The organism is Bradyrhizobium sp. USDA 3315 (genome assembly GCF_054056795.1).
Genome location: NZ_JBSRYP010000001.1, coordinates 7,029,478 through 7,044,631, shown reverse-complemented (window position 1 = coordinate 7,044,631; position 15,154 = coordinate 7,029,478). Strand labels below are relative to the sequence as shown.

General features: G+C 64.5%; 18 protein-coding genes. 10 read left to right on the top strand and 8 right to left on the bottom strand.

The window, feature by feature from the left end; translation table 11 throughout:
* Positions 1-7: 7 nt before the first annotated feature.
* The 3 genes from secF to ACVIYL_RS33075 are packed head-to-tail and all read left to right on the top strand — an operon-like array spanning position 8 to position 2,292.
* A complete protein-coding gene (secF, locus tag ACVIYL_RS33085; RefSeq protein ID WP_168858627.1) occupies positions 8-1,042 on the top strand; it encodes a protein translocase subunit SecF in 1,035 nt (344 codons plus the stop codon).
* A 6-nt stretch (positions 1,043-1,048) separates the two neighbouring features.
* Positions 1,049-1,432, top strand: a complete 384-nt coding sequence (locus tag ACVIYL_RS33080; RefSeq protein ID WP_456780602.1) for an Mth938-like domain-containing protein — start codon at positions 1,049-1,051, stop codon at positions 1,430-1,432.
* Positions 1,429-2,292: a phytoene/squalene synthase family protein gene (locus ACVIYL_RS33075; protein ID WP_225644358.1), complete on the top strand. Its 864-nt coding sequence runs from the start codon at positions 1,429-1,431 to the stop codon at positions 2,290-2,292. The genes ACVIYL_RS33080 and ACVIYL_RS33075 overlap by 4 nt, the downstream gene beginning before the upstream one ends.
* Here the strand turns inward: ACVIYL_RS33075 and ACVIYL_RS33070 are convergent.
* The 4 genes from ACVIYL_RS33070 to ACVIYL_RS33055 form a co-directional block, all read right to left on the bottom strand.
* On the bottom strand, positions 2,289-2,573 hold the full coding sequence (locus ACVIYL_RS33070) for a DUF1488 family protein (RefSeq protein ID WP_225644360.1): 285 nt from the start codon (positions 2,571-2,573) through the stop codon (positions 2,289-2,291). The genes ACVIYL_RS33075 and ACVIYL_RS33070 overlap by 4 nt on opposite strands.
* Positions 2,574-2,660: 87 nt before the next feature.
* Positions 2,661-3,764, bottom strand: a complete 1,104-nt coding sequence (locus ACVIYL_RS33065; RefSeq protein ID WP_456780601.1) for a serine/threonine protein kinase — start codon at positions 3,762-3,764, stop codon at positions 2,661-2,663.
* Between the two features lie 5 nt (positions 3,765-3,769).
* Positions 3,770-5,203, bottom strand: a complete 1,434-nt coding sequence (trmFO, locus tag ACVIYL_RS33060) for a methylenetetrahydrofolate--tRNA-(uracil(54)-C(5))-methyltransferase (FADH(2)-oxidizing) TrmFO (protein ID WP_456780600.1) — start codon at positions 5,201-5,203, stop codon at positions 3,770-3,772.
* Between the two features lie 110 nt (positions 5,204-5,313).
* Positions 5,314-5,466: a DUF1127 domain-containing protein gene (locus tag ACVIYL_RS33055; RefSeq protein WP_016846063.1), complete on the bottom strand. Its 153-nt coding sequence runs from the start codon at positions 5,464-5,466 to the stop codon at positions 5,314-5,316.
* 721 nt (positions 5,467-6,187) lie between these two features.
* Between ACVIYL_RS33055 and ACVIYL_RS33050 the strand changes: the two genes are divergently transcribed.
* Positions 6,188-6,472: a hypothetical protein gene (locus ACVIYL_RS33050; RefSeq protein ID WP_028332121.1), complete on the top strand. Its 285-nt coding sequence runs from the start codon at positions 6,188-6,190 to the stop codon at positions 6,470-6,472.
* Between the two features lie 145 nt (positions 6,473-6,617).
* Here ACVIYL_RS33050 and ACVIYL_RS33045 read toward each other — a convergent pair whose 3' ends face one another.
* The 3 genes from ACVIYL_RS33045 to ACVIYL_RS33035 form a co-directional block, all read right to left on the bottom strand.
* Complete coding sequence (locus ACVIYL_RS33045; RefSeq protein WP_253608693.1) at positions 6,618-7,433, bottom strand: lytic murein transglycosylase; 816 nt, start codon at positions 7,431-7,433, stop codon at positions 6,618-6,620.
* A gap of 7 nt (positions 7,434-7,440) precedes the next feature.
* Entirely contained in the window at positions 7,441-7,581 is a 141-nt protein-coding gene (locus ACVIYL_RS33040) for a hypothetical protein (RefSeq protein ID WP_156436338.1), read from the bottom strand.
* An 83-nt stretch (positions 7,582-7,664) separates the two neighbouring features.
* On the bottom strand, positions 7,665-8,576 hold the full coding sequence (locus ACVIYL_RS33035; RefSeq protein WP_057018609.1) for a DUF2189 domain-containing protein: 912 nt from the start codon (positions 8,574-8,576) through the stop codon (positions 7,665-7,667).
* Between the two features lie 287 nt (positions 8,577-8,863).
* On the opposite strand from ACVIYL_RS33035, the gene ACVIYL_RS33030 reads away from it, so the two are divergent.
* Both ACVIYL_RS33030 and ACVIYL_RS33025 read left to right on the top strand, forming a co-directional pair.
* Positions 8,864-9,277: a DUF3597 domain-containing protein gene (locus ACVIYL_RS33030; protein ID WP_229160630.1), complete on the top strand. Its 414-nt coding sequence runs from the start codon at positions 8,864-8,866 to the stop codon at positions 9,275-9,277.
* Between the two features lie 105 nt (positions 9,278-9,382).
* Positions 9,383-10,174, top strand: coding sequence for a fumarylacetoacetate hydrolase family protein (locus ACVIYL_RS33025; protein WP_456780599.1), 792 nt, complete (start codon positions 9,383-9,385; stop codon positions 10,172-10,174).
* A gap of 275 nt (positions 10,175-10,449) precedes the next feature.
* Here ACVIYL_RS33025 and ACVIYL_RS33020 read toward each other — a convergent pair whose 3' ends face one another.
* Positions 10,450-10,722, bottom strand: a complete 273-nt coding sequence (locus ACVIYL_RS33020) for a GNAT family N-acetyltransferase (protein WP_456780598.1) — start codon at positions 10,720-10,722, stop codon at positions 10,450-10,452.
* A 101-nt stretch (positions 10,723-10,823) separates the two neighbouring features.
* Between ACVIYL_RS33020 and ACVIYL_RS33015 the strand changes: the two genes are divergently transcribed.
* The 4 genes from ACVIYL_RS33015 to ACVIYL_RS33000 all read left to right on the top strand — a co-directional run bounded on the left by ACVIYL_RS33015 (position 10,824) and on the right by ACVIYL_RS33000 (position 15,081).
* Entirely contained in the window at positions 10,824-11,768 is a 945-nt protein-coding gene (locus tag ACVIYL_RS33015; RefSeq protein WP_456780597.1) for a tetratricopeptide repeat protein, read from the top strand.
* A gap of 180 nt (positions 11,769-11,948) precedes the next feature.
* Complete coding sequence (locus tag ACVIYL_RS33010; RefSeq protein ID WP_253608690.1) at positions 11,949-12,350, top strand: SPW repeat protein; 402 nt, start codon at positions 11,949-11,951, stop codon at positions 12,348-12,350.
* 210 nt (positions 12,351-12,560) lie between these two features.
* Positions 12,561-14,201 (top strand): acyl-CoA synthetase, encoded by a 1,641-nt coding sequence (locus ACVIYL_RS33005; RefSeq protein WP_076828728.1) that lies wholly within the window; start codon positions 12,561-12,563, stop codon positions 14,199-14,201.
* A gap of 4 nt (positions 14,202-14,205) precedes the next feature.
* The gene (locus tag ACVIYL_RS33000) at positions 14,206-15,081 is read left to right on the top strand and encodes a PCC domain-containing protein (RefSeq protein ID WP_456780596.1); all 876 of its coding nucleotides are present in this window, start codon (positions 14,206-14,208) and stop codon (positions 15,079-15,081) included.
* Positions 15,082-15,154 lie beyond the last annotated feature (73 nt).

Here is a 15,154-nt window from a genome sequence, read left to right as displayed (position 1 = left end):
GCCTGTTGTGACTCATACCGTTCTCATTGGCCTTGGCATCCTGATCGCCGTGTTGACCGTGGTCGCGGCGCTCGGCCTGCTGCCGCCGCTGCGCATCGTGCCGGACGACACGCATTTCGATTTCACCCGCTTTCGCCGCATCAGCTTCCCGATCTCGGCGCTGCTCTCGATCCTTGCCATCACGCTGTTCTTCACCCACGGCCTGAATTTCGGCATCGACTTCAAGGGCGGCACGCTGCTGGAGGTGCAGGCCAAGTCCGGCACCGCCGACATCGCCGCGATGCGCACCACCTTGAACGGCCTTGGCCTCGGCGAGGTGCAGCTTCAGCAGTTCGGCGGTCCGGCGGAAGTCCTGATCCGCGTCGCCGAGCAGCCCGGCGGCGACAAGGCGCAGCAGGATGCGGTGACGAAAGTGCGCGGCGCGCTCGGCGAATCCGTCGATTACCGTCGCGTCGAGGTGGTAGGACCGCGCGTCTCCGGCGAACTGCTGGCCTACGGCATGATCGGCCTGATGTTCGCGATCATGGGCATCCTGATCTACCTTTGGTTCCGGTTCGAATGGCAGTTCGCGCTCGGCGCCATGATCGCCAACGTCCACGACATCGTGCTCACGATCGGCTTCATGTCGATCACCCAGGTCGATTTCGACCTCACCAGCATCGCGGCGCTGCTGACGATTCTCGGTTATTCGCTCAACGATACCGTCGTCATCTACGACCGTATCCGCGAGATGCTGCGGCGCTACAAGAAGATGCCGATGCCGCAGCTGCTGAACGAATCGATCAATTCGACGCTGTCGCGCTCGATCATCACCCACGTCACCGTGACGCTGGCTTTGCTCGCGCTGCTGCTGTTCGGCGGCCAGGCGATCCACAGCTTCACCGCGGTCATGATGTTCGGCGTGGTGCTGGTCGGCACCTACACCTCGATTTTCATCGCGGCGCCGATCCTGATCTATCTCGGTGTTCACACCACGCGGGGTGGAGAGGCGGCGCAGGACGCGCCGGCCAAGAAGCCGGACACGGCGGCAGCCAAGAAGTAGCCGGTCATGAGCAACTCCTCGGACGCTCCCCATCTTCCGAGGTCGGCGCCGATCGAGGCCTACGGCAAGGGCGGCTTCGCGTTTGCCGATATGTCGCACCGCGGCTCGCTCTTGTGCCTGCCTGACTCGATCTGGGCCTGGCCGGTCACCAGGCCGCAAGAGATCGACGAATACTCGCTGCAAAAGGTGTTCGCGGCCGCCAATGCGATCGACACGCTGATCGTCGGCACCGGCACCGACGTCTGGGTCCCGCCAAAGGGCCTGCGCGAGGCTCTGCGGGCCGTGCGGGTGGTGCTCGATCCGATGCAGACGGGACCTGCGATCCGCACCTACAACATCATGCTGGGCGAGCGGCGTCGCGTCGCGGCGGCGCTGATCGCGGTGCAATGAGCGCGACAGAGGCACCGAAGGACGGCGCGGCCTTCTGCGCCGATCTGGTGCGGAGCCATGACTTCGTGCGCTACGCGTCGACCTTGTTCCTGCCGGGTCCGGAACGGCGCGCGATGCTTGCGATCTACGCCTTCAACATCGAGGTCTCGCGCGTGCACGAGCAGGTCAGCCAGCCGCTGCCCGGCGAGATGCGGCTGCAATGGTGGACCGATATGCTGGCCGGTGCGGGCCATGGCGGCGTCGAGGGCAATCCGGTCGCGGCAGAACTGCTGCACACGATCCGCAATCACCGTCTGCCGGTCTCGCCATTCTCGCGGCTGGTCGAGGAGCACCAGTTCGATCTCTACAACGACCCAATGCCGTCGCTGGCCGCGCTCGAGGGCTATCTCGACGCCACGACCTCAGTGTTGTTCTCGCAGGCGACGCGCGTGGTGGCGCGGCCGTCGGAGGCGATCGATCATCTGGCCCGTCATGCGGGTCTTGCCCAGGGCATGGCTCAAGTCATCGCTTCGCTCGGCCGCGACGCCTCACGGCATCAGCTGTTTCTGCCGTTACAGCTGCTGCAGCAGCACGGCGGCAGCAAGGAGGAGGTGTTTGCCGGCAAGGTGACGCCGAACATCCGTGCCGCGATCGATCAGCTTGCGGACGAGGCCCAGGGCCATCTCAAGACCTCGTTCGGGCTGCTTGCGGATGTTCCGTCCGGCGTGAGGCCGATCTTCCTGCCGCTCGCCCATGTCAGGCGCGAGCTGAACCGGGCGAGGAGGGAGGACTACGACCCGTTCCTGCCGAAGCCGGTTTCGCGCCTGCGCACGCTCTGGACGTTGTGGCGAGCCGCGCGCACGGAGGAGTTCGGTCGCTAGCTCTGCGCTTTCGGGATGTGCTTGGTGAAGATCCGGATCGTTATGCCCTTGACCATCGGGCCACTGTCATAGATGTCGGATGCGATCTGTTCGACCGCGTCGCGCAGCGCAACGAACTGGGCTTGCCGCGCCATGCTCGCCGTTCCACGCGTGCCGGCCAGCTCGTCCAACGCGGCGTCGCTGATCTGGCATTCGATTTCCTGGTCGCCGTTCATCATGGTGAATCCGAACGCCAGTCGTTCGGAATCGTATCCCCCGATCCGGCCACGGGTGAGTGGCATTAAACTTGTCCCTTGAGCGCGCTACCCCTCGCAAAGAGTGAAGCTTCGCGCCGCGTTTGTCGAGGGCCCCGCGCCGACAAGCGCGCGCTAACCTGCCGGCCGGTCCATCTCGGCGACTTCAAAATTGAAGCGGTCGCGCAGATTCTTGCGTTGCTCGAGGATGTCCTTGAGGAACTCGCGATCGGCGTCGCTGCGCATCATCGGTTCGATCAGGTCGATCTGGTTCATGGCGACGAGCTGCAGGATTTCGGTGCGCGGCTTGCCGGCGGCATCGCGCGGCAGCGCGTGCACGATCTGGATGTGTTCGGGCGGCTTGACGTCCCTGGCGGCGGTAAGCTCGTTGCGTAGCGTCTTTTCCAGCGCGGACTGGTCCGCCTCGACGAAGGCGTAGAGTCCGACGCCGACGCGCCGGTCGGCAAAGGCGACGATCGCGGTGTCGCGCACCTGCGGATTCTTGCGGATCAGATCGATCAATACCGGGGCGTCGTTGACCAGCCTCCGGCCGCCGCCTTCGCGGTCGGTGAAATTGAAGATGCCGCGCGTGATCGCCTGATAGACCTTCTTGCCGGTCTTGAGCCAGATGCTGGCGACCGCGGACTTCTTTGCGAGCACCTTGCGCTCTTTCGGCGTCAACGCCTCCGGCGCGTAGCTGCGCTTGTGCTTCAACAGATGCCGCAGATCCTCATAGGCGGCGATGCGGAACAGTCGGCTGCGGGTCTTGAAGCAGGCGGCAAGCTGGAAGTCGGTGAGGTAGGCGCGGCCATCGCGGCCGACCAGCCAGTTCTGCTCCTTGGCGAGATCGTTGTGGCAGATGCCGGCGCGATGCAGCTTGCGCAACGCGGCCTTGGCGGAACGAAAATAGGCGACGTCGCCGTGCGGCTTCGCCAGATGCAGCGCCGCGCCGTCGATGAAGCCACGCACCAGCGCGCGACGGCCGGCCCACAACAGCTTCGGCCCGACGTCGAGGTCGCGCGCCAAGGTCAGCGCGCGGCGCTCGCGCGAGAACAGATGCAGCGCCAGGGCGAACGACCAGAACGGCACCTGATCGAGCCGGCGCAGCACGCCGTCGACCTCGCCGTCAGCGGCGCGGAAGCGGCCGCGCTCGACGGTCGAGAACACGTCGCGCTTGAGCAGCACGCCCTGGCTCCACCGCACCGACAGGGTGGCGTCATCGTCTTTCGGCAAGCTCATGACTGTCAGGCCGCTGCCGCAACGCGCAGGTGCTCTGCGATCCAGTGGTCGAGATCGGCGAGCGCGCGGGCGCTGATTGCCTGCTTCTTGGCGACGGTCTTCTCGTTGCCGCGCAGCCGCGAGCCGTCCGGCTTCTTGGTCGGCGCACTGGCCAGCGGCGGGAACAGACCGAAATTGATGTTCATCGGCTGGAACGAGCGCGAACCGGCCTCGATTGTTTCGATGTGGCCGCCAGTGATGTGGCCGAGCAGCGCGCCGAGCGCGGTCGTCGCCGGCGGCGGCGTCAGCGCGGCACCGCGCATGTCGGCGGCAGCGCAAAGGCCGGCGATCAGGCCGACGCTGGCCGACTCGACGTAACCCTCGCAGCCTGTCATCTGCCCGGCGAAGCGCAGCCGCGGCTGCGCGCGCAGACGCAGCTGACCGTCGAGCAGCTTCGGCGAATTCAGGAAGGTGTTGCGATGCAGGCCGCCGAGGCGCGCGAACTCCGCGTTCTCGAGGCCGGGGATGGTGCGGAACACGCGCTGCTGCGCGCCGTGCTTCAGCTTGGTCTGGAAGCCGACGATGTTGTAGAGCGTGCCGAGCTTGTTGTCCTGCCGAAGCTGGACGATCGCATACGGCTTGACCGTCGGGTTGTGCGGATTAGTCAATCCCACCGGCTTCATCGGCCCGTGGCGCAGCGTCTCGTGACCGCGCTCGGCCATCACCTCGACCGGCAGGCAGCCGTCGAAATAGGGCGTGTTGGTCTCCCAGTCCTTGAAGTCGACCTTCTCGCCGTCGAGCAGCGCCGCGACGAAGGCGTCATACTGCTCCTTCGTCATCGGGCAGTTGATGTAGTCGGCGCCGGTGCCGCCGGGGCCGACCTTGTCGTAGCGCGACTGAAACCAGGCCACCGACATGTCGATGGAATCCTTGTGCACGATCGGCGCGATCGCGTCGAAGAATGCCAGCGCGCTCTCGTCGGTCAGCTGCCTGATGGCGTCGGCAAGCGGTGCCGAGGTGAGGGGACCGGTCGCGACGATGACGTTGCTCCAGTCGGCCGGCGGCAGCCCTGAGACTTCCTCCCGGCTGATCTCGATCAGCGGATGTTCGTTGAGCACCTTGGTGACGGCCGCCGAAAAGCCGTCGCGGTCGACCGCCAGCGCGCCGCCGGCGGGCACCTGGTTGGCGTCGGCCGAGCGCATGATCAGGGAGCCCAGCCGCCGCATCTCCGCGTGCAGCAGCCCGACCGCGTTGTTGGCGGCATCGTCGGAGCGGAAGGAGTTCGAGCAGACCAGTTCGGCGCAGCCTTCGGTCCGATGCGCCTCGGTCATCCGGTGCGGGCGCATTTCGTGCAGCACGGCGCGGACGCCGGCATTGGCGACCTGCCAGGCGGCTTCCGAGCCGGCGAGCCCCGCGCCCACGATGTGCACGGGTTGGGAAGAGGATTGATGCGGTGTCATCGCGCAGCGTTAGCGCGTTTTGATCTCATATGCATCTGAAACCGCACCACAAACGACGACGCCCGCTGTGGAAGCGGGCGTTATCCGTTTAGCAGATGGCTTGCGGCCGATTAGCCGTTGTAGGTGCCGGCGGCAACGCGCGGAATGTCCGAGCGGTCGAGGCCGATATCGGCGAGTTCGCGATCGCTGAGCTGGGACAGTTCGCTGACATTGCGCTGATAATCCCGGAAAGCCTGGATCATGCGGATGAGCGAGAGCAACATGGTAGTCTCCTAGTAATTCAGATTCAGCTTTTCCAAAGCCTCATCGTTGAAGTGAATATAGATGATATAGTGCAGTGCGGTAGTTCCGATGTTGCGATGCAGCTAAGCTCAAAACGCATAGCGATGGTAAGTTCCGGTTAACCGTTTGGCGCATCGAGCCAGGTCCGGTGGACCAAAGTTCCGCATAGCTCGGCGACGGCGAAAAAATCTTCTTGAGATCAGTGAGTTAGAAGAATGGTGGTGGCTTGAACTACGCCGTTCATATGGTAATTACGAACCGTTCGGTCAAGGGATGACGCGCGTCTGACGCCAGATCACGGCGGCGTGTTCCATGCGCGATTCGCATGCGGAATATTGCTGTATGAATGATTTGATATTCATAGCATGATGGGGCGGCACCTAGGCGGACGCAGCGTCAATCAGTCGCATTGACCTCGGAGGTAATTCGGTCCTCCCGCCCGTTCAGATTTTCGCCTGCCGCGCGAACGCGCTGCTGATTATCGGAAGTGCAGCTCGATTGAAGTGAACGCATCGAGCAAAGCTATTGCGGCGCCGCTTCCTTACCGACATGTAATCAAAACACTATGCAACGCATGCGCGATGCGCGCGCAGCGCTCATCACGTTTGTATCGCGCGAAGTTCATTCTGAACGGTGCCGGGGACAGCGAATAATCGTTCCGCAGATTCCGCAATCACGCTGGGATCTGTCCAAGAACAACAGATGGATCATCCCATGATTAAGACATTGATCGCAGCAGCCACCGTGGCTGCCGTTGCCTACGCTGTCGCTCCCGCTCAGGCCGCGCATCGTCATCACGCGGGCCTCGGCTGCAGCGGTGCCAATCTCGGCAAGACCGAAGCTGCAGTCGAAGCTATGGCTGACAATGAGGTCAAATTCGCGGCGGAGAAGGAAGTCTCGCTCGCTCAGGACGCGATGCTGAACAACAAGTGGGGCGCTTGCGGCGCGCATCTCAGCAAGGCTGCCGAAGCCAGCATGGCGAAGTAGGTTTTGGTCATAGCGATAGGGGCCGATTGCCTGGGGCAGTCGGCCCTTTTTGATTCATCCGCAGCTGGACCAGCTTTGATCGAGTCAGAGCAGAAGGTTGGCCTCATCCTTGGCTCGCTGCGCCACGCACGCTGGTGTGAAAGCGCTACGGAGCCTTGGCGAGCTGGGTGGCGAAGTAGCCGATTGTCTTGGCGTACACTTCGCTCTTGTTCCACTGCTGGATCACCGCAAAATTCTCGCTGCCGGGCTCCCAGCCCTTGCCCTTCTTCCAGCCATAGCTCTTCAGGTAGTTCGCCGTCGACGCCAGCACGTCGGGCACGTTGTGCAGGAGGTCGCGCTTGCCGTTGCCGTCAAAGTCGACCGCGAACTTGATGTAGGACGACGGCATGAATTGAGTCTGGCCGATCTCGCCGGCCCAGGCGCCGCGCATCTCCTGCGGCGGCAGATCGCCGCGCTCGACGATGCGCAAGGCATCCATCAACTCGGCCTTGAACATGTCGGAGCGGCGGCAATCATAGGCGAGCGTCGCCAGCGAACGTATGGTCGGAAACTTTCCGGTGTTGACACCGAAATCGGTCTCCAGTCCCCAGATCGCGACCAGGATTTCGCCCGGTACGCCGTAGGCCTCCTCGATTCGCGACAGCACCGAGCCGTAGCGCTTCATCATGTCGGAGCCGCGATTGAGCCGCGGCGGCACCATGCGGCCCGAGAATTGCTCGAAGGTCTGGCTGAACACCTGCTGCGAATGGTCGCGGGCGAGGATCGCCTTGTCCTGCGTGACGCCAGTCAACCCGGCCTGGATCGCGTTCTGCGAAATGCCCTTCGTCGCAGCTTCCTTCTTGAAATCGTCGAGCCAGGATTCGAACGTGCCCGTGCCGCATTGAGCGGCCAGCGCCGATGCCGTCGAGGTCAGGAGCCACGCGCCGATGGCGAGCGTGCGAAAGCAAGAGCGAGAGGTCATAAGCGATTCACTCCGGGGTCTGCGATGTCATCGATTGGTCGCGCAAGGCGGCGGGTATGTTCGCGGCAACAGCGGCCAAAACAAGGCTCGTGACCGAGCCGCTTTTTCTCAGGCCGCGCTGCAAATGCCACGCCAGTTTCACACCCATTTGACGATCCTGAACGACAAACCGCCGGCCGAACATATCGGCCGGCGGTTGCTTTGACGTTTACGAATCCGGGTTAGCGGCGCTTAGCCGCGATCGCTGCGCCGCCACGGAAACAGATTGGCCGGGAAGTCCGCGGCGGGCTTGCGCTCGCGCGGTTCGGGGATCACCGGCCGCGCATTCGGATCCTTGACGATGACCTCGCGATAGAGATGCCAGGTGGCGTGACCGAGCAGCGGGATCACCACGGCAAGCCCGAGGAAGAACGGAATCGTTCCCAGCACCAGCAGCACCGCGACGATCAGGCCCCAGGCCGCCATCGGCACCGGGTTCTGTGCGACGGCGCGCATCGACGTCACCATGGCTTCGCCGGCGGTCGCCTGGCGGTCGAGCATCATGGGGAAGGCGATCACGCTGATGCAAAGCGCGACGAGCGCGAACAGGAAGCCGACGCCGCAGCCGACCACGACGAGCCACCAGCCTTGCTGGGTGGTCAGCACGCGCGCGGCAAAATCGGGAATGTTGGCCGCGGTCTCATAGCCGAACACCGCCGTGTAGATCGCCTGGGCGGTGGCGATCCAGGTCACGAACAGCGCGAACAGCAGCGTTCCGACCCCAAGCATCGCGCCGAATGACGGTGAGCGGAATACCTCCATGGCATCCCAGGCAGATGCTTCCCCGCCGTCCTCGCGGCGGCGGCTCATCTCGTAGAGGCCGATGGCGGCAAACGGGCCGAGCAGGGCAAAGCCCGCGGCCAGCGGAAACAGCAGGGGCAGCACGGAATAGCCGTGCACGGTGCGCGCAAGCACGAGGCCGAGCACCGGATAGATCAGGCAGAGGACGATGGCGTGACTTGGCACCGCCTTGAAGTCTTCCCAGCCGAGACGCAGCGCATGATGCAAATCGGACAAGCCGATGGTGCGGATGACCGGCGCAGACGCGGCGCCTTGTCCGCTCTGCGTCATCGAACTGACATTGCCTTGGTATGACGTGGCCATGGTCGTTGTCTCCCTCTGGGCGGTCGCATCTGGCGCCCGGCATGCGGGCACAAACCTGCCGCTTCTCGAAGCGATCACGATCAAGCCAGACGCGAAAGACAGAGCAGGGAACTGGCCGTGTCGCGAACTGTAAAACGAGGGTACTCCCAAACTGTGCCAAAAGCACTCACGCTTAAGTGAATGTCGCATTGGCAAGCTATGGAGGGGGCGATAGACTTGAACTGCGACCTCGGTCAGGCGCCCAAGGCCGTCTGGCCTTCACATCTCAACTCTCTTGGGAGCGAACGATGAGCATTTTCGGAAAAATCATGGGCGCGATCTTCGGCAGTAGCGCCACCGCTGCGCCCGCCGGCGGAACGGCCACAAGCGCAGCTCCCGCCGGTGGATCCGGCAGCGCATCGTCGTCTCCTGCCGCAGTGCCCGCCGGCGCGGCGCCGGCGCAGTCCGTTGACGTCGCCCCGATCCTCGACAAGGCGGTTGCCGCCAAGGGCGAGAAGCTCGAGTGGCGGACCTCGATCGTCGACCTGATGAAGGCGCTCGACATCGACTCCAGCCTGTCGGCCCGCAAGGAGCTCGCCAAGGAGCTCGGCTACAGCGGCGACACCAACGATTCCGCCAGCATGAACATCTGGCTGCACAAGCAGGTGATGACCAAGCTCGCGGCCAATGGCGGCAAGCTGCCCCCCGACATCAAGCACTGACAGGATCATCCTCCCGTGCATAGAAAGGGCCCGCGCCAACGCGGGCCCTTTTTTATCGATCGGCGAACATCTATAGGTCGGCCAACAACAACAAGGAGAACGCCCATGACTGATCTCGATCGCCGGACGATGCTTGCGACCGGCGCTCTCGCACTGGCCGGCGCCGCCGCGCAATCCGCGCCTGCCCATGCCGAGGCCGCGCCGAAGGCGATGTTTCCGGTCGCGGCCGTGACGATCCCGATCGTCGGCGCCAGCGAGGTGTTCCAGGTTCGCCGCATCTACTGCATCGGCCGCAACTACGCCGCGCACGCCATCGAGCGTGGCTCGGACCCGACGCGCGAGCCGCCGTTCTTCTTCCAGAAGCCGACGGATGCGATCCAGAATGTCGCGATCGGCACCGTCGCCGATCATCCCTATCCGTCGCTGACCAAGAATTATCACCATGAGGTCGAGCTGGTCGCCGCGCTGAAATCCGGCGGCACCAATATTCCGGCCGACAAGGCGCTCGATCACGTCTATGGCTATGCGCTCGGCCTCGACATGACGCGGCGCGATCTGCAGAACGGCATGGCCGCGGAGAAGAAGCCGTGGGAGATCGGCAAGAGCTTTGACCATGCCGCGGTGCTCGGGCCGATCCATCCGGCTGATAAGACCGGCCACTTCACGCATGGCGCGATCTCGCTCGCGATCAACGGCACGGTGCGACAGAGCTCGGATCTGAAGAACATGGTCTGGAGCGTCGCCGAGCAGATCGCAAAGCTGTCCGAGGCATTCGAGCTGAAGGCCGGCGACATCATCTATTCCGGTACGCCGGAGAACGTCGGCCCGGTGGTCAAGGGCGACGTGCTGCTGTGCAAGCTCGAGGGCCTGCCCGACATGTCGATCAAGATCGTCTGACGAACGCGGCGCAAAAAGTGTTTTCGAGCGAAGTGGATACCGGTTCGCGTAAAGAAAACGCGTCATAAGGAGCAGCTAGAGCCCCGTTCCGCTTCCATCGGAACGGAACGGGCTCTAGTGTCCCGAATCCGAAGTTCGCATCATTTGCCGCACCTTCGGAGCGAACTTCGGATTCGATAAGGACACTAGCAAACTTATGATTCTAGTGTGCTTTATGAATGCGAAGTTCGTGAAAGTGGCTGCCGCGAAATCGCACGAACTTCGCATTCAGCACACTAGCCGGCAAGGTCCGCGTATTCCGGATGCTTGTTGAGGTAATCAACCACGAAACCGCAGCCGGCGATCACCTTGCGGCCGTCGGCGCGGATCAGCTCCAGCGCACCCTTGACCAGCTCCGATGCGATGCCGCGGCCGCGCAGGGCGCGCGGTGTCTCGGTATGGGTGATGATCACGGCCGCGGGCGTCCGCCGGTAGTTCGCAAAAGCGAGGCCGCCCTCGGTGTCGAGCTCGAAGCGGTTTTGGTCCTTGTTGTCGCGGACGGCGGCCATCGCAAAATCCCGGGTTGATTTACAGGCCCTGATGTAAGCGTGTGAACCCGCCGGTGCAAAGCCGCGACCAACCCGCAAATTGGCATTTGTGGATTGACGATATGCGCATTTTGGCCTGCCTGACCGCCGTGTTGCTCGGCGCCGCGTTGACGCTTCCAGACCCGCCGCAAGCCGCCGCCGCCGACGATCCGAGCTGGCAGACCTGCGTCGGCCTGACGACGGCACCCGGCGACCGCGTGTCCGCCTGCACCACGGTGATCGACGGCAAGACCGAGACCGGCAAGCGGCTGGCCGGGGCGTATTGCAATCGCGGCCATGGGCTGACCGAGAAGCGCGAGCTCGATGCAGCGCTCGCCGATCTCAACGAGGCCATCAAGCTCGATCCCGCCTATGCCTGCGCCTACACCAATCGCGGCCGCGTCTACGCCTTCAAGCGCGATCTCGATCATGCGATTGCCGATTACGACGAGGCGATCCGCATCGATCCGGCGCTCGCGCTGGCCTACAACAATCGCGGCGATGCCTGGCTCAACAAGGGCGATCTCGACCGCGCGCTGGCCGATCTCAGCCTCGCCATCAAATACAATCCGCAGCTCGCCACCGCCTATGGCAATCGCGGCTTCGTCTACTACCGCAAGCGCGACGCGGCGCATGCGATCGCCGACTTCACCACCGAGATCAAGCTCGAGCCCAACGTGCTCGCCTACATCAACCGCGGCAATGTCTATCGCGATACCGAGCAGCTCGATCGCGCCGCCGCCGACTATGGCGAGGCGGCGAGGATCGCGCCGACCGATGCGCGCGGCTGGCGCAACCGCGGCATGATCCGTCTCTTTCAGGGTGACAACAAGGGCGGACTCGCCGATTACGACAAGGCGCTGCAATACGATCCGACCGACGTCTATTCCTGGAATAATCGCGGCCAGGCCAAGCTGCGGCTCGGCGACAAGAAGGGCGCGGCGGCCGATTTCCGCAAGGCGCTCGAGCTGCAGCCCGATTTGCAGAGCGCCAAGGGGGCACTGGCGCGGCTCGGTGGGGCGCGGTGACATCTTGCCGGCAACGATCGCTCCCGTCGCGTCTCACGCACGGGGGATAGGCCTTGCGGATGGATGCAGTTCGATTACGTTTGATGACAGACATACGCCCCTGATGCGGCTGGATGGTCGTCTGGTACGGAGTGGCGGAGCCGGCCGCCGACGTATGCCTCTTGTCGGAGGAGGTTCGTCATGTCGGACAATCGTTTCTTCAACACACACCGTCCCTGGGAGGACTGGCTCGGCATGCTGCTCGGCGTGCTGATCATGGTCTCGCCCTGGTTTCCGATGCAGGTGAGCGGCGCCGTCGATATCGAGCGCAGCCACCTCGTCCTCAACAGCTTCATGGTCGGCATGCTGGTGCTCGGCATCGCCCAGCTCGAATATGTCGCGCTGCACCGCTGGGAGGAGGTGGCCAGCATTCTGCTCGGTCTCTGGCTGATGGCATCGCCCATGGTCTTTGGTTACGCCGAGGACCACGCGCTGCAGTTCTGGCACATCCTGCTCGGCGCGCTGGTCGCCTTTATAGGCGCGTTGCAGCTGTGGCAGGACTGGAACCTGAGCGAGCAGGAACTTGCCAAGCACCCGCAGTAGTGGGCTGGGCAGAAAACAACGGGTTGACCGCCGCCGGCGCGCGGTATCATCGGGCCGCGCCCGGCGGGCCTTGCCGAAGGCGGCGGCTTGGCGATAAACCGGGCGGTACCAATCCCTTGCGGCGCTTGAAGACGCCCGGTTCTGACCGAGGAAACACCCGATGATCGTCCTGACCTTGCCCTGTCTGTTGTGCGTATCGGCGGGGCGGCAATGAGCGGGACGGCTGCTGCCGCGCCGCGCGGCGGGATCGCGCGGGTGTCGCGCCGGGTGATGAACCTCGCCTACATCCTGACACAGAACGCCCGCCGCCACGGCGATCGCCCCGGCTTCGTCTGGAACGAGAAGGCCTGGTCCTGGCGTCACATCGACCAGAACGTCTCGGCGCTGGCGGCGGCATTGGCGGCGCGCGGCATCGTCAAGGGCGACCGCATCCTGGTGCATTCCAAGAACTGCGACGAGATGTTCTGGTCGATGTTCGCGGCCTTCCGGCTCGGCGCGGTCTGGGTGCCGACCAATTTCCGCCTGATGCCGGACGAGGTCGCCTATCTCGCGGCGGCCTCCGGCGCCAAGGCGTTTCTGTGCCACGCCGACTTCCCCGAACATGCCAAGGCAGCCGCCAATCCCGCGCTCGAATTCGTCTGGCAGATCGGGGAGGAGGGCACGTTCGGCGAGGCGACGCTCGGCGACGTCATCGCCAAGCACGCCGGCGCTGTGGTCGAGAACGTTGCCGTCGACTATGACGATCCCTGCTGGTTCTTCTTCACCTCCGGCACCACCGGCCGCTCCAAAGCCGCGGTCTTGACCCATGGCCAGATGGCCTTCGTCATCACCAACCATCTCGCCGACTTGATGCCCGGCACCACGGAAGAGGACGCCTCGCTGGTGGTGGCGCCGCTGTCGCATGGCGCCGGCGTGCATCAATTGGTGCAGACCGCGCGCGGCGTGCCGACCATCCTGCTGCCGTCGGAGAAGTTCGACATCGCCGAAGCCTTCCGGCTGATCGCCAAGCATCGCGTCAGCAACATGTTCACGGTGCCGACCATCCTGAAGATGATGGTCGAGCATCCCGCCGCCGACCAGCACGACCATTCCTCGCTGCGCTACATCATCTACGCCGGCGCGCCGATGTATCGCGAGGACCAGAAGGCGGCGCTGAACAAGCTCGGTGGCGTGCTGGTGCAGTATTTCGGTCTCGGTGAGGTCACCGGCAACATCACCGTGCTGCCGCCCGGCCTGCACGATCCCGAGGACGGGCCGCATGCGCGGATCGGCACCTGCGGCTTCGAGCGCACCGGGATGCAGGTCTCGATCCAGGGCGACGATGGAAGCGAGCTGAAAGCGCACGAGACCGGCGAGATCTGCGTGATCGGTCCCGGCGTGTTCGCGGGCTACTACGACAACCCCGAGGCCAATGCGAAGGCGTTTCGCGACGGCTGGTTCCGCACCGGCGACCTCGGCCACATGGACGAGGAGGGCTTCGTCTACATCACCGGCCGTGCCTCCGACATGTACATCTCGGGCGGCTCCAACATCTATCCGCGCGAGATCGAGGAGAAGCTCTTGACCCATCCCGCGGTCGGCGAGGTCGCGGTGCTCGGCGTACCCGATCCCTTCTGGGGCGAGGTCGGCGTCGCCGTCTGCGTCGCGCGCGAGGGCGCCGAGGCGGTCGCGGAGGCGGAGCTTGCCGCCTATCTCGCGCCAAAAGTGCCGCGCTACAAGATGCCGAAACGCTTCTTCTTCTGGGAGGCGCTGCCGAAGTCCGGCTACGGCAAGGTGCCGAAGCGGCTGATCCGCGACGAACTCGAGGCGCGCGGATTGCTCGAGGTGATCGCCAAATCGACGGGAGCGTGAGGCGATGCGCAGCATCGCCCAGCCTGGCGCTCCGCATCCAGAGCGCATCCAATGGGTCAGCGCGCGCGGCCGCGCCTTTTCATTCGTGCTCGAGGCCGGCATTCCCTTGCTCGAAGCCGTGCGCCGCGGCTTTGCGGCGGAGGGCTTTTGCAGCGGCGTCCTGAGCGCGAAAAGCGGCGCGCTCGGGCCGTTCGCCTATGTGATGCCGGCGCTGTCGAAGGATGGCGTCAACGCTGCGTTCTACAGCGACACGTTCCGTCTCGACGGCGTGACGCGGCTCAAGCTCGCGGCGCTGACCTTCGGCGAACGCGCCGGCGCGCCGTTCTTTCATTGCCACGGCCTGTGGACCGAAGCCGACGGCCGTTTCAACGGCGGCCACATGCTGCCGGACGAAACCATTGTCGCCGAGCCGTTCGAGGTGAACGCGTTCGGGATCGACGGCGCGACGTTCCTGGCCGAAGCGGACAGTGAGACCAATTTCAAGCTGTTCGGTCCCGTCGCCAGCGCGCCGCGTGGGGCCAGGACCACGAGCCATGCCTTCGCGCTGCGGCTGCGGCCGAACCAGGATTTTGCCTGCGCGCTGGAAGGCTTCTGCCGCCAGCACGGCATCCTGCGCGCGCGGCTGCATGGCGGCGTCGGCTCGACCATCGGCGCCGTCTTCACTGACGGCCACAGCGTGGTGCCGTTCGCGACCGAGCTCGCGGTGACCGCGGGCGAGATCGCACCGGACGCGGATGGCCGGCTGCATGCAGAGCTCGACATCGCACTGGTCGACTATCTCGGCGGCATCGCCGAGGGACGCCTGGTGCGCGGCGACAATCCGGTGCTGATGACGATGGAGCTGGCGCTGGAGGTGTTGGAGGAGGCGGAGCAGCCGTAGGGGCGGGCGCGTTCTCCCGGCGGTCGTCCTGGCGTTCGCCGGAGCCGATATCGCGCCGCGGCCTCCGCTGTCG